At 54.2% G+C, this 22,516-nt stretch carries 19 protein-coding genes; 8 read left to right on the forward strand and 11 right to left on the reverse strand.

The window, feature by feature from the left end:
• Window positions 1-29: 29 nt before the first annotated feature.
• The 3 genes from yhcN (WB237_RS17375) to argR form a co-directional block, all read right to left on the reverse strand.
• Complete coding sequence (gene yhcN / locus WB237_RS17375; protein WP_111964988.1) at window positions 30-296, reverse strand: peroxide/acid stress response protein YhcN; 267 nt, start codon at window positions 294-296, stop codon at window positions 30-32.
• A 110-nt stretch (window positions 297-406) separates the two neighbouring features.
• The gene (yhcN, locus tag WB237_RS17380) at window positions 407-670 is read right to left on the reverse strand and encodes a peroxide/acid stress response protein YhcN (protein ID WP_114978871.1); all 264 of its coding nucleotides are present in this window, start codon (window positions 668-670) and stop codon (window positions 407-409) included.
• Window positions 671-1,044: 374 nt separating this feature from the next.
• Complete coding sequence (gene argR, locus WB237_RS17385; RefSeq protein ID WP_003860428.1) at window positions 1,045-1,515, reverse strand: transcriptional regulator ArgR; 471 nt, start codon at window positions 1,513-1,515, stop codon at window positions 1,045-1,047.
• Window positions 1,516-1,912: 397 nt separating this feature from the next.
• Between argR and mdh the strand changes: the two genes are divergently transcribed.
• A complete protein-coding gene (gene mdh, locus WB237_RS17390) occupies window positions 1,913-2,851 on the forward strand; it encodes a malate dehydrogenase (RefSeq protein ID WP_028017006.1) in 939 nt (312 codons plus the stop codon).
• 90 nt (window positions 2,852-2,941) lie between these two features.
• Here mdh and degS read toward each other — a convergent pair whose 3' ends face one another.
• The 3 genes from degS to zapG form a co-directional block, all read right to left on the reverse strand.
• Window positions 2,942-4,009, reverse strand: coding sequence for an outer membrane-stress sensor serine endopeptidase DegS (degS, locus tag WB237_RS17395; RefSeq protein WP_114978869.1), 1,068 nt, complete (start codon window positions 4,007-4,009; stop codon window positions 2,942-2,944).
• 92 nt (window positions 4,010-4,101) lie between these two features.
• Window positions 4,102-5,469, reverse strand: coding sequence for a serine endoprotease DegQ (gene degQ, locus WB237_RS17400; RefSeq protein ID WP_114978868.1), 1,368 nt, complete (start codon window positions 5,467-5,469; stop codon window positions 4,102-4,104).
• A gap of 171 nt (window positions 5,470-5,640) precedes the next feature.
• Window positions 5,641-6,039: a Z-ring associated protein ZapG gene (zapG, locus tag WB237_RS17405; RefSeq protein ID WP_008502832.1), complete on the reverse strand. Its 399-nt coding sequence runs from the start codon at window positions 6,037-6,039 to the stop codon at window positions 5,641-5,643.
• 189 nt (window positions 6,040-6,228) lie between these two features.
• Here zapG and zapE point away from each other — a divergent pair, with 189 nt between their 5' ends.
• The 5 genes from zapE (at window position 6,229) to sspB (ending at window position 9,928) form a co-directional block, all read left to right on the forward strand.
• Window positions 6,229-7,353 (forward strand): cell division protein ZapE, encoded by a 1,125-nt coding sequence (gene zapE, locus WB237_RS17410; protein ID WP_336214890.1) that lies wholly within the window; start codon window positions 6,229-6,231, stop codon window positions 7,351-7,353.
• 287 nt (window positions 7,354-7,640) lie between these two features.
• Window positions 7,641-8,069 (forward strand): 50S ribosomal protein L13, encoded by a 429-nt coding sequence (gene rplM, locus WB237_RS17415; protein ID WP_003860434.1) that lies wholly within the window; start codon window positions 7,641-7,643, stop codon window positions 8,067-8,069.
• Window positions 8,070-8,084: 15 nt separating this feature from the next.
• Window positions 8,085-8,477, forward strand: a complete 393-nt coding sequence (rpsI, locus tag WB237_RS17420; RefSeq protein WP_003860436.1) for a 30S ribosomal protein S9 — start codon at window positions 8,085-8,087, stop codon at window positions 8,475-8,477.
• A gap of 309 nt (window positions 8,478-8,786) precedes the next feature.
• On the forward strand, window positions 8,787-9,425 hold the full coding sequence (gene sspA, locus WB237_RS17425) for a stringent starvation protein SspA (RefSeq protein WP_028017010.1): 639 nt from the start codon (window positions 8,787-8,789) through the stop codon (window positions 9,423-9,425).
• 5 nt (window positions 9,426-9,430) lie between these two features.
• Window positions 9,431-9,928: a ClpXP protease specificity-enhancing factor gene (gene sspB / locus WB237_RS17430; RefSeq protein WP_024906337.1), complete on the forward strand. Its 498-nt coding sequence runs from the start codon at window positions 9,431-9,433 to the stop codon at window positions 9,926-9,928.
• Window positions 9,929-9,956: 28 nt separating this feature from the next.
• Here sspB and gltD read toward each other — a convergent pair whose 3' ends face one another.
• Both gltD and gltB read right to left on the reverse strand, forming a co-directional pair.
• On the reverse strand, window positions 9,957-11,375 hold the full coding sequence (gene gltD / locus WB237_RS17435; RefSeq protein ID WP_061096937.1) for a glutamate synthase subunit GltD: 1,419 nt from the start codon (window positions 11,373-11,375) through the stop codon (window positions 9,957-9,959).
• 9 nt (window positions 11,376-11,384) lie between these two features.
• Window positions 11,385-15,845 (reverse strand): glutamate synthase large subunit, encoded by a 4,461-nt coding sequence (gene gltB / locus WB237_RS17440; protein WP_336214895.1) that lies wholly within the window; start codon window positions 15,843-15,845, stop codon window positions 11,385-11,387.
• Window positions 15,846-16,531: 686 nt separating this feature from the next.
• On the opposite strand from gltB, the gene WB237_RS17445 reads away from it, so the two are divergent.
• Window positions 16,532-17,473, forward strand: coding sequence for a TIGR01212 family radical SAM protein (locus WB237_RS17445; protein ID WP_336215336.1), 942 nt, complete (start codon window positions 16,532-16,534; stop codon window positions 17,471-17,473).
• On the opposite strand, the gene WB237_RS17450 is transcribed toward WB237_RS17445, so the two are convergent.
• The gene (locus tag WB237_RS17450) at window positions 17,453-18,955 is read right to left on the reverse strand and encodes a helicase HerA-like C-terminal domain-containing protein (protein WP_336214897.1); all 1,503 of its coding nucleotides are present in this window, start codon (window positions 18,953-18,955) and stop codon (window positions 17,453-17,455) included. The genes WB237_RS17445 and WB237_RS17450 overlap by 21 nt on opposite strands.
• A 137-nt stretch (window positions 18,956-19,092) precedes the next feature.
• Here WB237_RS17450 and WB237_RS17455 point away from each other — a divergent pair, with 137 nt between their 5' ends.
• A complete protein-coding gene (locus WB237_RS17455; RefSeq protein WP_336214900.1) occupies window positions 19,093-20,730 on the forward strand; it encodes a dihydroxyacetone kinase subunit DhaK in 1,638 nt (545 codons plus the stop codon).
• Window positions 20,731-20,793: 63 nt separating this feature from the next.
• On the opposite strand, the gene ahr is transcribed toward WB237_RS17455, so the two are convergent.
• Window positions 20,794-21,813 (reverse strand): NADPH-dependent aldehyde reductase Ahr, encoded by a 1,020-nt coding sequence (gene ahr, locus WB237_RS17460; protein ID WP_336214903.1) that lies wholly within the window; start codon window positions 21,811-21,813, stop codon window positions 20,794-20,796.
• 83 nt (window positions 21,814-21,896) lie between these two features.
• Window positions 21,897-22,400 carry a GNAT family N-acetyltransferase gene (locus tag WB237_RS17465; protein WP_028017017.1) on the reverse strand — a complete coding sequence of 168 codons (504 nt, stop codon included), beginning with the start codon at window positions 22,398-22,400 and terminating at the stop codon, window positions 21,897-21,899.
• Window positions 22,401-22,516 lie beyond the last annotated feature (116 nt).

Genomic DNA, 22,516 nt, shown 5'->3' on the forward strand with positions numbered 1-22,516 from the left:
CAAGTCGTATGATGAAATACGACGAGGGTTTATTTATACAGCTCTGCCGTTGCATGCCAGTGGTCACCCTGATTCAGTTCGGTGACACGATAGCTGCTGGCGCCTGCTTTTTCAGCTTTTGCGGCCAGTTCGTGACGAATATCCATGGGTGAGCCAGTGACAGACGTTACGGATACACTGCCCATAGACTGCAGATTTTGTGCCTGGTCGGCATTCACTTGCTGTACGGCTGCACTTGCGCCGAAAGAGAGAACTGAGGCCAGACCGAGGGTTGCGATGATCAATTTGGTTTTCATAGTCTTTACTCCTGAATAGGGTTGTTGCTCAACGGCGAGAAGGGTTGAAAAGCTATTTTTATGCCTGGTGCCGTTGAGTGGAGATTTATGTCTTCAGTTATTGCTAAAACTTATTTATACAGCTCAGCAGTCGCGTGCCAGTGGTCACCTGAACGTGCTTCAATGATGCGGTAGGATGATGCACCCTGTTCTTCCGCTTTCTTGTTCAGCATCTCATGCATGTCCATCGGAGATGTACCGATCGCACCGACAGAAACCGTACCGATTGCCTGGCGGGATTGCGCCTGTTCAGCATTGATTGAGTCAGCAGCGAAAGCACCGAATGACAGGACAGACAGGACGCTCAGCGCCGCTACAGTAGTTTTAATGTTCATGATTTTTACCTCGTCGAATTTTTTAGTGGGGTCTTGTTTCGTGACCCTCATCACAAAATCAAGCATACACTAATAACGGTAAAAATTAATACCAGACTAATTGTTCCAGTTGTTATTACGTGTTAACCAATGCGTTTTTTATAACCAAATTGCATAATATTGGGTGTTTTTTGTCCGTTTTGTGTATTGATCTCTAATTAAATCATATGGATATCGGATTTTGATTTTTTGTGCGATTTTTTGATTTAGCATTCACCAGATGAATGTTAATAGGTAGTAAAAAGCACTATTTGTCAAAGTCAGGGCAGTGGAATCGAGAGGGAAACGCAGCGGGAGCAGAACGATCCCCGCAGCGGCGCTACGGGGAGAGGGGTTTAGAGTTCCTGTTCGAACAGAACCAGAATTGCCTCGTAGAGGTCTTTGACGGAGAAACCATTTGCCGGGGTGGTAAAGATAGTGTCATCCCCGGCAATCGTGCCGAGAATACCTTCCGCTTTACCTAAGGAATCCAGCAGGCGAGCAATCAACTGTGCAGCACCAGGGCTGGTGTGGATCACCACCACGGCGTCGTTATAGTCGATATCCAGAACCAGATTCTTCAGCGGGCTGGAGGTCGTCGGCACGCCAAGTTCAGCTGGCAGGCAATAGACCATCTCCATTTTGGCGTTACGGGTACGCACCGCGCCAAATTTAGTTAACATGCGGGAGACTTTCGACTGATTGATGTTATCGAAGCCTTGTTCCTGTAACGCCTGAACAATCTCTCCCTGAGAACTGAATTTCTCTTCTTTGAGTAGCGCTTTAAACGCCTTTACTAATTCTTCTTGCTTAGACGAGCTTCGCATAAGTCACCCGGAATATGACGATAGAAACAACATTATTATGCATGTGGATGAATTTTTATGCAAATTATCTACTCAGCACCAGGCTGAAATAATGTTATGAAAGGGAGTGATTTTATCAGATTTCGTTATCAGAAAACATGCCTGGGTCACGCCGCGCAAATAAGCTTAAAAGTAAATTAAATGTTATCAAAATGATGTTGTTTTGGTGGCGGGGCAGGGTGTATTGTAACCACCTCTTAATTCGTTGCCGTCTGTCGTCAGATAGTCTTCTGGTGAGAGATAAAGTCGCGTGACCTCAAATTCTTTAGCTACGAAAATTGTAATTATTTACTCGCTGAATTATGGTCGCCGCAACGGAGTTACAGATACTTAAGTTAACCATAATAAGGAGTTTAGGATGAAAGTCGCAGTCCTCGGCGCTGCTGGTGGTATCGGCCAGGCGCTTGCCCTACTACTGAAAACCCAACTGCCTTCAGGCTCAGAACTCTCCCTGTACGATATTGCTCCGGTAACCCCTGGTGTGGCGGTTGACCTGAGCCACATCCCGACAGCTGTGAAAATCAAAGGCTTCTCCGGTGAAGACGCGCGTCCTGCTCTGCAGGGTGCCGACGTGGTGCTGATTTCTGCAGGCGTTGCGCGTAAGCCAGGTATGGATCGTTCAGACCTGTTCAACGTCAACGCGGGCATCGTGAAAAACCTGGTGCAGCAGATTGCTGAAATCTGCCCGAAAGCGTGCATCGGTATTATCACTAACCCGGTGAACACCACTGTTGCTATCGCGGCAGAAGTGCTGAAGAAAGCCGGTGTTTACGACAAAAATAAACTGTTCGGCGTGACCACGCTGGATATTATCCGTTCCAACACCTTTGTTGCTGAGCTGAAAGGCAAACAGCCAACAGAAGTGGAAGTTCCGGTGATCGGTGGGCACTCTGGTGTCACCATTCTGCCTCTGCTGTCGCAGATCCCTGGCGTTAGTTTCACCGAGCAGGAAGTGGCTGACCTGACCAAACGTATCCAGAACGCGGGCACCGAAGTGGTGGAAGCGAAGGCGGGTGGCGGTTCTGCAACTCTGTCTATGGGCCAGGCGGCTGCACGTTTCGGTCTGTCACTGGTTCGCGCTCTGCAGGGTGAGAAAGGCGTTGTTGAATGCGCTTACGTTGAAGGCGACGGTGAACACGCTCGCTTCTTCTCTCAACCGCTGCTGCTGGGTAAAAATGGTATCGAAGAACGTCAGCCTATCGGCAAACTGAGCGCGTTTGAACAACACGCGATGGAAGGCATGCTGGATACCCTGAAGAAAGATATCACCCTGGGCGAAGAGTTCGTTAACAAGTAAAACGAACCGTCTCACGTAGGCCGGGTAAGCGTTAGCGTCACCCGGCAAAAAAAACCGAAGCACTCACTGGCTTCGGTTTTTTTATGGCTGTCAGTTTGTTGCCGGGTATTCCTGAACCGTCACCTGCAGCGTGAGTTTCTTATCATTGCGCATGACTTCAACAGGGATAATAGAGCCCGGTCGGATCTCTGCGACCTGGTCCATGGTCTCCAGTGCCGAGACCGCTGGCGTACCATTAACCGACACAATGACATCGTTAACCTGAATTCCCGCGTTGTCTGCCGGGCCGCCAGGTGATACCTCGTTGACCACGATGCCCTGAATCTGATCAATACCGCCACCCTGGTTATGCATTGGTGCAATTTCACGGCCACCTATTCCGATATAACCACGGATCACCCGTCCATCGCGGATCAGTTTATCCATAATTTTGGTCGCCAGCTGGAACGGAATGGCAAAGCCGATCCCTTCCGGTGTCTCGCCGTCGTTGCTCTTGTCGAACGAGAGGGTATTGATGCCCATCAACTCACCCAGTGAGTTAACCAGTGCACCGCCGGAGTTACCGCGGTTGATCGACGCATCGGTTTGCAGGAAGTTCTGCCGCCCGGATGGGTTGAGGCCAATACGACCCGTCGCACTGATAATTCCCTGGGTAATCGTCTGGCCCAGGTTATAAGGGTTACCGATAGCCAGGACGACGTCGCCAATGTGAGGGGTACGTTTGCGATTAATGGGAATGATCGGCAAACCGCCTGTGGCGTTGATTTTCAGGACGGCCAGGTCGGTCAGGCTGTCAGACCCCACAAGTAACGCCTCAAACACGCGGCCATCCTGTAGGGCAACGATAATCTGGTCGGCATCGTTAATCACATGCTTGTTGGTAATAATGTAGCCGCGCTCGTCCATAATCACCCCGGAGCCGAGGGTGCGGATCTCCAGTTGGTTATGGGTTGCACTATTAAGGCCGCGGTTATAGACATTCACCACGGCAGGTGCGGCACGGCGAACGGCCTGGTTGTAGGTGGCCGGCGTTTCATCCGTGCTGTCGAACTCGGGAGCCGTCAGCTTGTTGAACTGACGTAAAGACGGCATTGCCGCCAGCAACAGGCCGCCGACAATCAAACCGATGACAATTGAACGTAAGAGCTTTAAAAGCATGATGCGCGTGTCGTTAAAAAAGGGACGATTTGCAGCATAACATGAGTTATCCGGACATCACACGCAGCGGTGATGTCCGGCATCGCAAATGCTTAGCGCAACAGAATATAGATAGACTCATTACCACGCATAACCTGCAGGGCAATGACCGCTGGTTTACTTTCCAGTACCTTGCGCAGCTCGGCGATGGATTGCACGCGATTGCGGTTTACGCCAATGATGACATCATCCTGATGTAATCCGGCCTGCGCGGCAGGGCTGCTCTTCTCAACGGTGTCGATGCTAATGCCTTTCGTACCGTCTTTCAGTTGCCCATCGCTTAACGTTGCCCCTTGTAACGCCGGGGCGATAAGCTCAGCACTGGCAGATGACGAGGTACTCTTATCCAGCGTGACTTCAACGTCCAGCGGCTTGCCGTCACGAATCAGTCCCAGTTTCACTTTGGCACCTGGTTCTGTCGTGGCAATGCGTGAACGCAACTCTGCGAAGCTACTCAACGGTTTACCGTTCAGGCTGACGATCACATCGCCTGACTTCACGCCGGCTTTTGCCGAACCGGAGTTTGGCAGCACTTCACTCACAAATGCGCCCCGCTGCACGTTGATGTTGAACGCTTTGGCGATATCCGCGCTCATTTCCATTCCCTTGATCCCCAACAGTCCGCGCTTGATTTCACCGAACTGGATCAGTTGCTGGGCAAGCGTTTTGGCCATGTTACTGGGGATTGCAAAACCAATTCCAATGCTGCCGCCGCCAGGGGCCAGAATAGCCGTGTTAATCCCAATCAGCTCGCCATTAAGGTTGAGCAATGCTCCACCGGAGTTCCCACGGTTGATGGAGGCATCCGTCTGAATAAAGTTTTCCAGCCCCTCCAGATTCAGACCGCTACGTCCCAGCGCCGAGACGATCCCGGAGGTGGCGGTCTGTCCTAAACCAAAGGGGTTGCCCACGGCAACGGCAAAATCACCAACACGCAGTTTGTCGGAGTCCGCAATGGCAATCTGAGTCAGGTTGCTCGGGTTCTGCACCTGCAACAGCGCAATGTCGCTCTGGTCATCGCCGCCAATCAGTTTGGCATCAAATTCACGCCCATCATTTAGCTGTACGCTGATTTTATCGGCCTGGCTGATAACATGGTTGTTGGTCAGAATATAGCCTTTGGCCGCATCAATAATGACGCCTGAACCCAGACCTTCAAAAGGCTGAGCCTGCTGGTCGGGAGCTTCATCGCCAAAATATTTTTTCAGTTCTTCCGGTACGCGTTGGCTTTGTACAGCCGTACCCTCAACCTGTACGCTGACGACCGCAGGCAACACTTTTTCCAGCATCGGCGCGAGGCTTGGAATGGCCGCCTGACCGGGCACCTGAGAGGGGATGGCGGCAAGGGCAGGGAAGGACGCCGAGAGAGATAACCCGACACTTAACGCGATAGCGCTCAACAGCTGGTTTTTTTTCTTCATCGATGTTGACTCTCGTAACCTGGAATAAAGGAAAAACGGCCCCAAAAACACGTTGATGTTATTGAATTTTAAACCGCTGAACAATGAGGTGTTTAACTAAATGATAGCTGGGGTCATGAAGAAAGGACGGGCGCAATCGCTGCGCCCGTAAAATAAATTCAGGTTGTGCGATTAATCGCGTTTTACACCGCCACGTAGCAGGCCGGAAGCACCATCTGAATAGTCACGAGGCATCTGAACGGGCGCCTGATCGTTACCGGCTTCAGAGTCTGCCAGACGGTTGCGGAACGGATTGGTTTCCGCAGTCATTTCCGGCAGCAGGCTGCTGGAGCTTTTTGCCATATGTTGATACAGCTGACGATAGTCGGTCGCCATGTTGTCCAGCAGCTCGGCGCTACGGGCAAAGTGGCTGACCAGCTCTTCACGATACTCTTCCAGTTCCGCTTTGTTTTTTTCCAGTTCGTACTGCAGTGACTGCTGCTGACGCAATTTGCGATTACCGAAACGCATGGCCACAGCGCCGATGACGATGCCGACGACTAAACCGATTAGCGCATATTCCCAGGTCATGAACTTCTCCCGTTGTCTTGTTGTTCCGTAGGGTGTTGGCTCGGCTCCTGCCTGTGCCTGATAATGCCACTATAACCGCTATTTCTGTAGAAGTGGAATCCTGACGTATCATCGCGTAGTGTAGAACGGCCTTTTTTTCATCAGTCACGGCTGCTGGTGAGGTTTAATTGAAGGAATAACAATAAGATTATGCAAAACCTGTCCCCTGCATCGCGTTATCAACTTGCCCTTAACGACGGCACTCATCAAGCGGATGACGTTCAACGTGAGGCGGTAAGCCGTCTGGAGATGATTTATCAGGAACTCACGGCAAAACCCGCTGAAGTCGAACAGAATGGTGGGCTAAAGGCGGCATTTGGGCGGTTGCTCGGTAAAAAAGCACCACAGGTTCATGCTCCTGTACGCGGCTTATATATGTGGGGCGGCGTAGGGCGCGGAAAAACCTGGCTGATGGATCTGTTTTATCTGAGTCTGCCGGGCGCACGAAAGCAGCGTCTGCATTTCCATCGTTTTATGCTGCGGGTTCATGAAGAGCTAACTGCACTGCAGGGCAAAAGCGATCCGCTTGAGATTGTGGCCGACAGGTTTAAGGCGGAAACGGACGTGCTTTGCTTTGACGAATTTTTTGTTTCTGACATCACCGATGCCATGCTGTTAGGTGGCCTGATGAAAGCGCTGTTTGCACGCGGGATTACGCTGGTTGCCACATCGAACATTCCGCCGGACGAGCTGTACCGCAACGGTCTGCAGCGCGCACGTTTCCTGCCTGCCATCGACGCCATCAAGCAGTATTGTGACATTATGAATGTGGATGCCGGGGTGGATTACCGGCTGCGTACGTTGACCCAGGCGCACCTGTGGCTCTCACCGCTGAACGCCGAGACAACCCATCAAATGGATAAACTCTGGCTGGCGCTGGCGGGGGCAAAACGTGAAAACGCTCCGGAGCTTGAGATTAACCACCGCCCGTTGCCCACTCTTGGCGTAGAGAATCAAACGCTTGCCGTCTCCTTTACAACACTTTGTGTGGATGCCCGCAGTCAGCATGACTATATTGCGCTTTCACGCCTGTTTCATACCGTGATGGTGCTGGATGTTCCGGTCATGACGCGGCTGATGGAGAGCGAAGCGCGACGCTTCATTGCGCTGGTAGACGAGTTTTATGAGCGTCACGTCAAGCTGGTGATTAGCGCTGAGGTACCTTTATATGAGATCTACCAGGGAGAGCGGCTGAAGTTCGAGTTCCAGCGTTGCCTCTCGCGTCTGCAGGAGATGCAGAGCGAGGAATACCTCAAGCTTGAGCATATGCCATAAATGCCAGCCTCTCCCGGTGGGAGAGGAACGGGGGGAGGGCACCAGACCGCGCAATACCTCCCCCCGAAAAACCCATTCCAAATCACATTTAAGGGTCGATCTTTGACCTCAACTTCTCTATAATCTTGCGACCCCACGTTACGAGAAGGTTTTTTTCCCGAAACTTTCTATGTGTCGGCATGTGCTATTCGAAGGGGTAGGTTTGCCGGACTTTGTCGTGTGAACCTCAACTGACTAAACGTTTGGGTGTTCACCAACGTGTAACTTATTATTTGGGTAAGCTTTTAATGAAAACTTTTACAGCTAAACCAGAAACCGTACAGCGCGACTGGTATGTTGTTGACGCGACCGGTAAAACTCTGGGCCGTCTGGCTACTGAACTGGCTCGTCGCCTGCGCGGTAAGCATAAAGCGGAATACACTCCGCACGTTGATACCGGTGATTACATCATCGTTCTGAACGCTGATAAAGTTGCTGTAACCGGCAACAAGCGTACTGACAAAATGTACTACCACCACACCGGCCACATCGGTGGTATCAAAGAAGCGACCTTTGAAGAGATGATTGCTCGCCGTCCTGAGCGTGTGATTGAAATCGCGGTTAAAGGCATGCTGCCAAAAGGCCCGCTGGGTCGTGCTATGTTCCGTAAACTGAAAGTTTACGCAGGTAACGAGCACAACCACGCGGCACAGCAACCGCAAGTTCTTGACATCTAATCGGGATTATAGGCAATGGCTGAAAATCAATACTACGGCACTGGTCGCCGCAAAAGTTCCGCAGCTCGCGTTTTCATCAAACCGGGCAGTGGTAAAATCGTAATCAACCAGCGTTCTCTGGAACAATACTTCGGTCGCGAAACTGCCCGCATGGTAGTTCGCCAGCCGCTGGAACTGGTTGACATGGTAGAAAAACTGGATCTGTACATCACCGTTAAAGGTGGTGGTATCTCCGGTCAGGCAGGTGCGATCCGTCACGGTATCACCCGCGCTCTGATGGAGTACGACGAATCCCTGCGTTCTGAACTGCGTAAAGCTGGCTTCGTTACTCGTGACGCTCGTCAGGTTGAACGTAAGAAAGTGGGTCTGCGTAAAGCACGTCGTCGTCCACAGTTCTCCAAACGTTAATCATTTTCTGCTTACGCAGAACGATTGGCGAAAAACCCGCTTCGGCGGGTTTTTTTATGGATAATGTGCAGGTTATCCACAATATAAATTCATATATCTCCTCTTTTTCCACATTTCCAGAATCCCCTCACCACAAAGCCATCAAAATCTGGTAAACTATCATCCAATTTTCTGCCCAAATATCGGTGAATACTCGATTTTTGTTCGATTCTTGAACAATGTGTCTTCTCTGGGATGGGCGATACAACATCTGGCTGGCCCCTGTTGGGCCGGTAGCAGTAAAAATTCTGAATATACCTGGAGGTTTTCATGGCTGTCGCTGCCAACAAACGTTCGGTAATGACGCTGTTTTCTGGTCCTACTGACATTTATAGCCATCAGGTTCGTATCGTGCTGGCCGAGAAGGGTGTCAGTTTTGAGATCGAGCATGTGGAAAAGGATAACCCACCTCAGGATCTGATCGATCTCAACCCGAGCCAAAGCGTACCGACGCTGGTGGATCGCGAGCTGACCCTGTGGGAATCCCGTATCATTATGGAATATCTGGATGAGCGTTTCCCACATCCGCCGTTGATGCCGGTTTACCCTGTTGCGCGTGGTGAAAGCCGCCTGTACATGCAGCGTATCGAGAAAGACTGGTACTCGCTGATGAACGTTATCGTTAGCGGTTCCTCTTCTGAAGCCGACGCAGCACGTAAGCAACTGCGTGAAGAGCTGCTGGCAATTGCCCCTGTGTTTGGTCAGAAGCCATTCTTCCTGAGCGATGAGTTCAGCCTGGTGGATTGCTACCTGGCACCGCTGCTTTGGCGTCTGCCGACTCTGGGCGTAGAGTTCAGCGGTCCGGGTGCAAAAGAGCTGAAGGGTTACATGACTCGCGTATTTGAACGTGATTCATTCCTGGCATCGTTAACTGAACCTGAACGTGAAATGCGTCTTGGCCGAGGCTAATGACTGTGGAAATGTCACAACTTACCCCACGCCGTCCGTATCTGCTGCGCGCCTTCTATGAATGGCTGCTGGATAACCAGCTCACGCCGCACCTGGTTGTGGATGTGACGTTGCCGGGCGTGCTTGTTCCTATGGAATATGCGCGTGACGGACAGATCGTGCTGAACATCGCGCCGCGCGCGGTGGGTAACCTGGAACTGGCCAACGACGAAGTGCGCTTTAATGCGCGCTTTGGCGGTGTGCCGCGTCAGGTGTCCGTTCCTCTGGCTGCGGTACTGGCGATCTACGCGCGTGAAAACGGCGCGGGTACGATGTTCGAGCCGGAAGCGGCGTATGATGAAGATGTTGCCAGCCTGAATGATGACAACGCATCCGATGAGCGCGAAAGCGACACGGTGATGTCGCTTATTGATGGCGATAAACCCGATCATCATGACGACAATGATCCTGATGACGATCCGCCTCCACGCGGTGGTCGTCCGGCTCTTCGCGTCGTCAAATAAAAAAACAGGCCCAATCGGGCCTGTTTTTTTACACTTCCAGGTAATTCAGTATACCGTCAGCCGCTTTGCGACCTTCGGCAATCGCGGTGACCACCAGGTCAGAGCCGCGAACGATATCGCCACCGGCGAAGATTTTCGGGTTGCTGGTCTGGAAAGCGTTGTCGCTGCCTTCCGGCGCAATCACGCGGCCCTGAGAGTCCAGCTCCACGCTGTGCTTCGCCAGCCACTCCATGCTGTGAGGGCGGAAACCGAACGCCATCACGACGGCATCGGCCGGGATCACATGCTCAGAACCGGCTACGATCTCGGCGCGACGACGGCCTTTCGCATCCGGCGCACCCATCTCAGTACGCGCCATCTTCACGCCGCTCACTTTACCGTTGGCATTCACTTCAATACCCAGAGGCTGGATGTTGAACTGGAACTCCACGCCCTCTTCACGCGCGTTTTTCACTTCGCGTTTAGAGCCCGGCATGTTCTCTTCGTCACGACGGTAGGCGCAGATCACGTGTGCCGCATTTTGACGAATGGAAGTACGCACACAGTCCATCGCCGTATCACCACCACCCAGTACGACAACGCGTTTGCCTTCCATGCTGACGTATGGCTCATCGGCGGTTTCGCCGTAACCCATAATCTGCTTGGTATTAGCAATCAGGAATGGCAGAGCGTCGTAAACGCCTGGTGCGTCTTCGTTCTCCAGACCACCGCGCATGGACTGATAGGTGCCCACGCCCAGGAATACGGCGTCGTAATCTTTCAGCAGATCGTCGAGTTGCACATCGCGGCCTACTTCCACATTCAGTTTGAACTCGATACCCATGCCGGTGAAGATTTCACGACGGCGGGTCATGACCTCTTTCTCCAGCTTGAAGGCCGGGATACCGAAGGTCAGCAAACCGCCGATCTCCGGATGACGGTCAAAGACCACTGCCTTCACGCCGTTGCGGGTCAGCACGTCCGCACAGGCCAGGCCCGCCGGGCCCGCGCCGATGATTGCCACGCGCTTGTCGGTTTGCTTCACGCCGGTCATATCCGGACGCCAGCCCATCTCAAACGCTTTATCGTTGATATAACGCTCAATGTTACCGATGGTCACTGCGCCAAACTCGTCGTTCAGCGTACAGGAGCCTTCACACAGACGGTCCTGAGGACACACGCGGCCACACACTTCCGGCAGGGTGTTGGTCTGGTGAGACAGCTCGGCGGCTTCAAAGATACGCCCCTCGTTGGCCAGCTTCAGCCAGTTCGGGATGTAGTTATGCACCGGACATTTCCATTCGCAGTAAGGGTTACCGCAGGACAGGCAGCGGTCTGCCTGTGCTTTGGCCTGGCCTTCTGAAAACGGCTCATAGATTTCAACAAATTCAATTTTACGGATTTTCAGCGGTTTCTTTGGCGGATCAACACGCTGCAGGTCGATAAACTGGTATACGTTCTGACTCATCTGAATTCCTTACTGCGCCTGCACACGCAGCTCTGCTGAGCTACGACTACGGTGACCCAACAGTGCTTTAACATCGCTGGACTTCGGTTTAACCAGCGCGAATTTCGCAGAGAACGCTGGCCAGTTCGCCAGGATCTCTTCGCCGCGCGAAGAACCGGTATGCTGCACGTGTTCGGTAATCAGACCGCGCAGGTGTTCTTCGTGGATAGCCAGCGTGTCAACGTCCAGCACTTCCACCAGCTCCGGGTTCACGCGTTTGCGGAACTCACCGTCTTCATCCAGGACGTAGGCAAAACCACCCGTCATGCCTGCGCCGAAGTTCACGCCGGTTTTACCCAGAACGCAAACAATCCCGCCCGTCATGTATTCACAGCCGTTATCGCCAATGCCTTCCACCACGGTGATTGCACCGGAGTTACGCACCGCAAAACGCTCGCCCGCACGGCCCGCTGCAAACAGACGACCGCCGGTCGCGCCGTACAGACAGGTGTTTCCGATGATGCTGGCTTCGTGGCTGCGGAAAGCTGAACCGACAGGAGGACGCACCGCCAGCAGACCACCCGCCATGCCTTTACCGACGTAGTCGTTGGCATCGCCGGTCAGATACAGCTCAACGCCGCCTGCGTTCCACACGCCGAAGCTCTGGCCCGCAGTACCGCTGAAGTGCGCGGTAATCGGATCAGCAGCCAGCCCCTGGTCACCGTGCGTCTGCGCGATGTAACCGGAGAGGGAGGCACCCACGGAACGGTCGGTGTTGCGAATATCAAACCAGAACGTTTTGCTCTGCTTGTCGTCAACATAGGGTTTCGCCTGCTGCAGCAGCTGCGCGTTCAGCACGCCGTTATCAAACGGCGGGTTGTTCTCGGTGCAGTAGACCGCTTTGCCTGGATGCGGCTGCGCGGTTTCCAGCAGCTTGCTCAACTCCAGCTTCTGCTGCTTGGCGGTGAAGCCTTCCAGCTCTTTCAGCAGGTCGGTACGGCCAATCAGGTCTACCAGGCGCTTCACGCCCAGCTGCGCCATCAGCTCGCGGGTTTCGCGGGCGATGAACTCAAAGTAGTTGGTCACTTTGAACGGCAGACCGTGATAGTGGTTCTTACGCAGCTTCTCGTCCTGGGTTGCAACGCCGGTTGCACAGTTGTTCAGGTGGCAAATACGCAGGTATTTACAGCCGAGTGCAACCATTGGACCGGTGCCAAAGCCGAAGCTTTCCGCACCCAGAATCGCCGCCTTGATGATGTCAAGGCCGGTTTTCAGACCGCCATCCACCTGCAGACGGATCTTGTGACGCAGACCGTTAGCTACCAGCGCTTGCTGAGTTTCCACCAGCCCCAGCTCCCACGGACAACCCGCATATTTCACGGAGGAGAGTGGGCTTGCACCGGTACCACCGTCATAACCGGCGATAGTGATGAGATCCGCATAGGCTTTTGCTACGCCCGTTGCGATGGTACCGACGCCCGGCTCTGAAACCAGCTTCACGGAGATCATCGCTTTCGGGTTGACCTGTTTCAGGTCGAAAATTAGCTGCGCCAAATCCTCGATAGAGTAGATATCGTGGTGTGGTGGCGGAGAGATCAGCGTCACGCCCGGTACGGAGTAGCGCAGTTTGGCGATGTACGGGGTGACTTTATCACCCGGCAACTGACCGCCTTCGCCCGGTTTAGCACCCTGAGCGACTTTAATCTGAATAACGTCGGCGTTGACCAGGTACGCTGGCGTGACGCCAAAGCGACCGGATGCCACCTGCTTGATACGGGACACTTTGTTGGTGCCGTAACGGGCAGGATCTTCGCCGCCTTCGCCGGAGTTCGAGTTCCCACCGATGCTGTTCATGGCTTCCGCCAGCGCTTCATGGGCTTCCGGACTGAGAGCACCGATAGACATTGCTGCAGTATCAAAGCGTTTGAACAGCTCAGTGGCTGGCTCAACGTCATCAATACTGACCGCATCATCACCAGGATTCAGTGCCAGCAAATCGCGCAGCGTTGCTGCCGGACGGCTGTTTACCAGCTCAGCATATTGCTGATAATCGCTGTATTCGCCGCTCTGAACTGCCTGCTGCAGCGTGCGCACCACGTCCGGGTTATAGGCGTGGTATTCGCCACCGTGAACGTATTTCAGCAGACCGCCCTGATCCAATGGTTTACGTGCCAGCCAGGCGCGTTTCGACAGGTTTACCAGATCCTGCTGGAAGTCAGCAAAGCTGGCACCGCCGATGCGGCTGACCACGCCCTGGAAGCAGAGGTTGGCGACCTCGTCATGCAGGCCGACCGCTTCAAACAGCTTCGAGCATCGGTAGGAGGCAATGGTCGAGATGCCCATTTTGGACATGATCTTGTACAGACCTTTGTTGATGCCATTACGGTAGTTCAGCATCACTGCACGGTAGTCTTTGTCGATCGCGCGGGTATCGACCAGACGTGCCAGTGTTTCGTAGGCCAGGTATGGATAAATCGCCGTCGCACCAAAGCCTAACAGCACGGCAAAGTGGTGCGGGTCACGTGCACTTGCGGTTTCAACAATGATGTTGGCGTCGCAGCGCAGGCTCTTCTCAACCAGACGGGTCTGGATAGCACCGACTGCCATTGGTGCTGGCACCGGCAGGCGATTCTTCGCGATATTACGGTCAGACAGCACCAGCAGAACGGTACCGTTACGCACCATCTGTTCGGCTTTGTCACACAGGGCATTCACCGTCTCTTCGAGGCTCGCTTCGGCCACGTCGAAGGTGATATCGAGTGTGTCAGCGCGGTAGTGCTCCTCTTTCATGGTGGTGAGCTGTTTGAAATCGGAGTACAGCAGGATCGGCGATTTAAAGGTCAGGCGGTGCGCCTGGCCTTCGGCCTCGCAGAAAACGTTCATCTCGCGGCCGATGCTGGTCGCCAGCGACATCACGTGGGCTTCACGCAGCGGATCGATTGGCGGGTTGGTGACCTGCGCGAACTGCTGGCGGAAGTAGTCGTAAATGATACGTGGCTGACTGGAGAGCACGGCAAACGGGGTGTCATCGCCCATGGATCCAACGGCTTCCTGGCCGTTTTCACCCAGCACGCGGATAACGGAATCCAGCTCTTCAGCACTGTAGTTAAACTGTTTCTGGAAGCTCGCTAGCGTGTCGTCGTCCATTTCGCGGCTACCGACATCTTCATCGGACAGGTCTTCGAACGGCACGAGGCGACGCACGTTTTTCTCCATCCACTCTTTGTACGGATGGCGGCTTTTCAGGTCGTTATCGGTTTCGGCGGAGTGCAGAATACGTCCGCCGCGGGTGTCGATAACCATCAGTTCACCCGGGCCGACGCGGCCTTTCTCAACCACTTCGTCAGGCTGGTAATCCCAGATACCGACTTCGGAGGCACAGGTGATGAGTTTGTCTTTGGTAATGACGTAGCGCGCCGGACGCAGACCGTTACGGTCCAGGTTACAGGCTGCAAAACGGCCGTCGGACATTACGATGCCCGCCGGGCCATCCCACGGCTCCATATGCATGGAGTTAAAGTCAAAGAACGCGCGCAGCTCCGGATCCATATCCGGGTTGTTCTGCCAGGCAGGTGGCACGAGCAGACGCATGGCGCGAACGATGTCCATCCCGCCTGCCAGCAGCAGTTCCAGCATGTTATCCATTGAACTGGAGTCAGAGCCCGTTTCGTTGACGAACGGTGCGGCATCGTGCAGGTCAGGGATCAGTGGCGTCTGGAACTTATAGGTACGGGCGCGGGCCCACTGGCGGTTACCGGTGATGGTGTTGATCTCGCCGTTGTGCGCCAGATAGCGGAACGGCTGAGCCAGCGGCCAGCGTGGAACAGTGTTGGTGGAGAAGCGCTGGTGGAACAGGCAAATGGCCGATTCCAGACGCAGATCCGCCAGGTCCAGGTAGAAGCGCGGCAGGTCAGCCGGCATACACAGACCTTTATAGATGTTCACCAGGTTCGAGAGGCTACAAACGTAGAACTCTTTATCGTCCTGGAGACGCTTTTCAATGCGGCGACGGGCAATGAACAGACGGCGTTCCATATCGCGTGGACGCCAGCCCGCAGGCGCGTTAACAAAAATCTGTTCAATACGAGGCAGCGAGGAGAGGGCGATTTCACCGAGCACCCCTTCGTTGGTCGGCACATTGCGCCAGCCCACAATAGACAGGGTTTCACGTTGAAGTTCTTCTTCGACGATGCGGCGTGAGGCGGCAGCTTTTTCAGGATCCTGGTTCAGGAACAGCATACCGACAGCGTAGTTTTTGGCTAAACGCCAGCCGCGCTCTTCCGCAACGATACGGAAGAAACGATCCGGTTTTTGCAGCAGCAGACCGCAACCGTCGCCGGTTTTACCATCAGCGAGGATGGCACCACGGTGCTGCATACGGGCCAGTGCGTGAATGGCAGTACGCACTACCTTGTGGCTAGGTTCGCCTTCTATGTGGGCGATCAGGCCGAAACCACAGTTATCCTTCTCAAGGGATTTATCGTACAACATATCAGTGAACCTCCCCAGGCTCGTCGGGCTTCCCACTGAACTTTACCGTGGCGCATAGGCACAGAAAGAGCATGGCGACGGGGTTTGCGTTTCATACGCGGACCTCGCATTCGCCCTCTTTTCATCCTTTCGCGCAGGTAAACAAGTTTGAGGACTTGCTTCAGAGGGAATCTCAATTACTGCATAAATATGATGAGCAGGCCGCTCATCCAGAAAGCTTCCAGCGGATTTCCAACTTATCGGGAATTGGTACACAGGTCAAATGGCAATCTTATTTATACAAAAATGTGCTAAATGGAGTTTATCTAATTGTAATTAAAGGGTATTTAACTATTTTTACATTGATTGTATGCCCTGGCAGGACGCAGCGGAGTGTGATCTGACTCACTATATGAAAGCGGTATTATCAATGTAGCGTGCTGAATAGCAGTTTTATAGCAGAATAATAATCTGGCATTGGCTGCAAACCCGCATAAACCCACTGTTTTTCAGTGGGGGCGCTATAAACGAAAAAAACAATCAGAACATAAGGAAAAGTAATCACAACTGGCGTGAATGAAATTGCAGTAATCCTGAGTATTTATTCATATAGATAAAGGCCGTCCAGGGCGATTGATCCAGGTCATCGCCGACAGAGGCTAAAAATGGCAGGCTTGTCCCCTTTCTCCGGGACGGTCTATCAGATTATGCAGTTACAGAAATTAGTCAATATGTTTGGTGGGGATCTTTTGCAACGCTATGGGCAAAAGGTTCATAAGCTGACGCTGCATGGCGGCTTTAGCTGCCCGAATCGCGATGGCACCATCGGGCGTGGTGGCTGCACGTTCTGTAACGTTGCGTCGTTTGCTGACGAAGCACAGCAGCATAAATCTATCGCTGAACAGCTTGCCCATCAGGCGAGCCTGGTGAACCGCGCAAAACAGTATCTGGCCTATTTCCAGGCCTACACCAGCACGTGGGCTGAGGTGCAGGTACTGCGCTCGATGTATCAGCAGGCCGTCAGTCAGGCTAACATCGTTGGGCTGTGCGTGGGCACGCGCCCGGACTGTGTACCAGACGCGGTGCTGGATCTCCTCGGTGACTACAAAGAACAGGGATACGAGGTCTGGCTGGAGCTGGGCTTGCAAACTGCACATGACAAAACGCTGCATCGCATTAACCGTGGGCATGATTTCGCCAGCTACCAGCGCACCACGCGCCTTGCTCGTGAGCGCGGGCTAAAGGTCTGTTCGCACCTGATTGTTGGGTTACCCGGCGAAGGTCAGCAGCATGGCCTTGAAACGCTGGAAAGGGTAGTGGAAACCGGCGTCGACGGTATCAAGCTGCATCCGCTGCATATCGTGAAGGGCAGCATTATGGCCAAAGCCTGGGAAGCGGGACGGTTAAGCGGGATTGAGCTGGACGAATATACGGTGACGGCGGGCGAAATGATTCGCCACACGCCACCGGAGATCGTCTACCACCGCATCTCGGCCAGCGCACGCCGCCCAACGCTTCTGGCACCGCTCTGGTGTGAGAACCGCTGGACGGGGATGGTAGCAATCGACCGTTATCTGCAGGAGAACGGGGTACAGGGCTCGGCGCTTGGCTGTCCGTGGGTTCCCCGGCTACCGGCGACGGCCGCCTAACAGGCTCCCAAGCATGCCGCGTACGATCTGATTGGTGACCTGCCGCGCGGCGATTTTCGCCATGGTTTGTACAACGCCATCACGCTTGCCGCCGCGCGGCCCGGTGCTGCCGAACAGGATGTCTTTGAGGCCGCCGAGAATACCGTCATCGACGGAAACAGACTGGCCTTTGTTGGCTGGCGCATCCTGTGATTCCGTTGTTGCCTGTACCCCTTTTTGCAGCATCTCGTATGCAGATTCTCTGTCCACCTCGTCTTCGTATTTCCCATACACCGGAGAGTGGTTAATCAGGCCGTTGCGCTCATCATCGGTCACCGGCCCCATGCGCGAGCAAGGCGCAATCACCATGGCGCGCTCCACAACTGACGGGCTACCCTTCGTATCCAGGAACGAGATCAGTGCTTCACCAGTGCCCAGAGCCTGAATAGCGGCTTCGGTATCAAAGGCCGGATTGGCACGCATGGTTTGCGCGGCAGCCTTAACGGCTTTCTGATCTTTCGGCGTAAAGGCGCGCAGGGCGTGCTGCACGCGGTTACCAAGTTGCCCGAGCACGTTGTCCGGAATGTCTGACGGATTTTGCGAAACAAACCAGACGCCAACACCTTTGGAACGGATCAGGCGGATAACCTGTTCAATCTTGTCCAGCAGTACCTGTGGGGCATCGTTAAACAGCAAGTGTGCTTCGTCAAAGAAGAACACCAGTTTGGGTTTTTCCAGGTCACCGGCTTCGGGTAGCTGTTCGTAGAGCTCAGAGAGCATCCACAGCAGGCTGGCGGCGTAAAGCTTCGGCATCTGATAGAGCTTCTCAGAACTCAGAATGTTGATGATGCCTTTGCCGTTGCTGTCGGTGCGCATCCAGTCTTTGATATCCAGCATCGGCTCGCCGAAGAAGTGCTCGGCCCCCTGTTGCTCCAGGGTCAGTAATCCGCGCTGAATGGCACCCACTGACGCGCTACTGATATTGCCGTACTGGTTCTGGAAGGATTTAGCATTATCGCCGATGTATTGGGTAATGGCGCGCAGATCTTTGAAATCAAGCAGCAGCAACCCCTGGTCATCGGCAATACGGAAGATAATATTCAATACGCCGGACTGCACGTCGTTAAGGTTAAGCAGACGGGCCAGCAGTAGAGGACCGAGATCGGAGACGGTCGCGCGCACCGGGTGGCCTTTCTCACCGAAGATATCCCACACCACCACCGGATTGCTGTGCGGCGTCCAGTCCGTAATACCGATATTTTTCAGGCGTTCGAGCAGTTTTTCGGAGGGGGTACCCTCCTGAGCCACACCGGTTAAATCGCCTTTCACGTCAGCCATAAAGACCGGCACGCCAATCTCTGAAAGCGACTCCGCCAGCTTTTGCAGGGTGACGGTTTTCCCCGTTCCGGTCGCTCCGGTGATCAGACCGTGGCGGTTCGCCATCGCGGGCAGTAAATACAGCTCTTTTTCCAGCGTCCGGGCAATTAACAATGGTGTACTCATAATGCGCTTCCTCTCTTAGTCCTGGGTGGAGTATAGGCAACCTGGTCGCAATTTGGTTGAGTAAATTCCTGACTTTGCGGCGCATTATCCAGCGCGGACTATGCTTTTGCATACGGTTCACAAAATAGTGGGAAACTATGTCCAGATTCTTCTTTAACGATCGCAAACAGCTGGTCAACGATGCCATTGAAGGCATACTGCTTTCTGCGCCACACGCAAACCTCGTCAAACTTGATATCGATCCGGCCATCAGGATCGTCGCGCGCGGCGACTGGGACAAAAGCCGCGTGGCGGTGATCTCCGGCGGTGGCTCTGGTCATGAGCCTGCACACGCCGGGTTTGTCGGCAAAGGCATGCTGACGGCGGCGGTGTGCGGCGATCTGTTTGCTTCGCCGAGCGTGGATGCGGTACTGAACGCCATTGTGGCGGTAACGGGCGATCGCGGTTGTCTGCTGATCGTCAAAAACTATACCGGCGACCGCCTGAACTTCGGTCTGGCAGCGGAAAAGGCCAAACGCTATGGCCTGAAGGTGGAGATGGTGATTGTTGCCGATGACATCGCGCTGCCGGATAACAAGCAGCCGCGCGGCATTGCCGGTACGGCGCTGGTGCATAAGATTGCAGGTTATGCGGCGGAGCACGGGAAATCACTGAGTGAAGTGCGGAATATTGCGCAACAGGCCTGCGATAACCTCTGGAGCCTGGGCGTTGCGATGCAAACCTGTAACCTGCCAGGCAGTGATGATGAAGAAGGGCGAATTAAACAAGGTCATGTGGAGCTGGGGCTCGGTATTCACGGGGAGCCGGGGGCCTCGGTGGTTGATACGCAAAACAGCAAAGCCATTATCGATACGCTGGTCACGCCGTTGAAGGCACAGGCGGGTGAGGGGCGCTTTGCAGTGCTGATTAACAATCTTGGCGGCGTGTCGGCTCTGGAGATGGCGCTGCTCACCAAAGAACTGGCGCACTCGGCTCTGAAAGAGCATATCGCGTACCTGATTGGCCCCGCGCCGCTGGTGAGTGCCCTGGATATGAAGGGCTTTTCCCTGACGTTATTGAAGCTTAACGACCTCTTTGAAAAAGCGCTCCATGAAGAGGTTGAGACGCTGGGCTGGCAAAAACCGGTGGCGTTTGCCCCCTTGTGTGTACAGGAACATAGCGCGCTGCATGACCGCGTGGAATATACCCCATCTGCTAACGCAAAGGTGGGCGAGTATGTCTCCCAGGTAACAACCACGCTGATTAAGCTGGAAAATCGGCTCAATGCACTGGATGCTAAAGTGGGGGATGGCGATACCGGCTCTACCTTTGCGCAAGGCGCACGGGACATTGCGCAGCGCTTTGAGGAGCACAAATTACCGCTCAATGACATCCCGACGCTGCTGTTGCTGGTGGGCGAGCGGCTGGCTACGGTGATGGGGGGATCGAGTGGCGTGCTGATGTCGATCTTTTTTACGGCGGCCGGACAAAAGCTGCATGACGGGAAGCCGTTGCCGGAGGCCCTGCTGAGTGGGCTGGCGCAGATGAAGCAGTATGGTGGGGCGGATCTCGGCGATCGTACGCTGATCGACGCGCTACAGCCGGCGCTGGAAGCGTTGCAGAAAGGTGATCTTCACGCGGCGGCGCAGGCTGCGCGGCAGGGTGCCGAAGCGACCGCGAAAATGCAGAAAGCCGGAGCGGGGCGTTCGTCGTATGTGAATAAAGAGAACCTGGAAGGGGTAATGGATCCGGGGGCGGTCGCGGTGGCAGAGGTGTTTGCTGCGCTGGCTCGGTAGTGTTGAAATGCCGGGTGGCGGCTACGCCTTACCCGGCCTGAAAACATGATGTGCGCGTGAAAATCAAAAATCCGCTTTCAACACCACGCGGTAACGGGCTTTACCGTCACGCACGTGCTGGATCGCTTCGTTGATTTTTGACATCGGATACAGCTCAGTGGTCGGAGCCACTTTAGTGCGTCCGGCAAACTTCATCAGTTTGCGCAACTCGAATGGCGTACCGGTCGCAGAGCCGGACACGCTGCGATCCCCGCCAATCAAGGTAAACGCCGGAACGGGCAGCGGCTTCATCACGGCACCTACGGTGTGGAAGTTACCGCCGTAGGCCAGCGCCTCAAAGTACGGTTGCCAGTCGAGATCGACGTTGACGGTGTTGATGATGAGATCAAACTGGCCTGCCAGCGCGTTCAGCGCTTGTGGATCGCGGCTGTTCACTACCTTGTCTGCCCCCATTGCCAGCACTTCTTTCTCTTTCGCCGGGTTGGAGCTGAACGCAGTGACTTCACAGCCCATCGCATGCAGCAGTTTGATGGCGATATGGCCCAGTCCGCCAATACCGATGACACCCACGCGGCTAGTGGCAGTGATATGGTGCATCAGCAGAGGTTTGAAGACAGTGATACCGCCACACAGTAGCGGACCGGCGGATTCGATATCAATGCTGTCCGGCAGCGGAATGACCCATTGCCAGTCGGCGCGCAGCTTATCGGCAAAACCGCCTTTGTTCAGTATGGTGGGAACGGCGCCTTCAAGGCAGTTGATCTGATTTCCGCTGATACAGGCATCGCAGTGACCACAGCTGCGTGCTGTCCAGCCAATGCCCACGCGTTGACCTACTTTCAGTCCTTTGTCCCGCGCGGCGCTACCGAGCGCCACGACGCGGCCAATCACTTCGTGTCCGGCAACCAGCGGGTAGCTGGAGAAGCCCCATTCGTTGTCGATCATCGAGAGATCCGAGTGGCAGATCCCGCAGTAATCAACCTGTACTTCGACGTCTTCTGCTTTTAGTTCGCCCGCATCGTACTCGTACAGCTCAAGTTCTGCACCCGCCTGCGGTGCGGCGTAGCTTTTTATCTTCGACATCGTATTTCCCCCGTTGTGGTGTGAACTGAGAGTGTAGAGCATTCAGTTCAGCACCGCTTAACAGAAGAGGGCGGCAATATTATTTACAGATTTTTCAGCATCCTGACTTCGCAATCGACGTGGCCGGTACAACCGAGCGGTGCATCAATATGCTCAAAGCCCAGATGTTCATACAGGCCAATAGCCTCTTTGAGGAAGGCGGTTGTTTCGAGGTAACAGCGCGTAAAACCCTGCTTACGTGCGTGTTCCAGGGCGATCAGTGCCAGCTTTTTCGCCAGTCCTTGCCCGCGTGCAGTTGGGAGGAAATACATTTTCTGTAGTTCACAGATATCCGGCTCGCTACAACTGAGTGGCGCCACGCCGCCGCCGCCCACAACCAGACCATTCTGCTCTATTACCCAATAGGCATGCCCTGGCTGGCTGTAGAGCTGAAAAAGCTCATCCAGATTTGGGTCTGCAACCGTGTAGCCTTTGTCAGCCGTCAGGCCATATTCGGCCGAAACGGTGCGGATAACGGCGGCAATAGCCGGGTTATCCTGCTCTGTGATCCGACGCATCGTCGTCGCGACGGGGGTAATCACGCTCATAGTATGACTCATTACAAAAATTGACACATAACTGCTGTTAATAGCACCGCAGAAAGGGGAGTGCAAGCGAGGAGTTTTCAGGAAGGTTACCCCTTACGCCCTGAAGCGTAAGGGGT

This window comes from Enterobacter sp. P82, from assembly GCF_037053385.1.
Lineage (GTDB): Bacteria > Pseudomonadota > Gammaproteobacteria > Enterobacterales > Enterobacteriaceae > Enterobacter.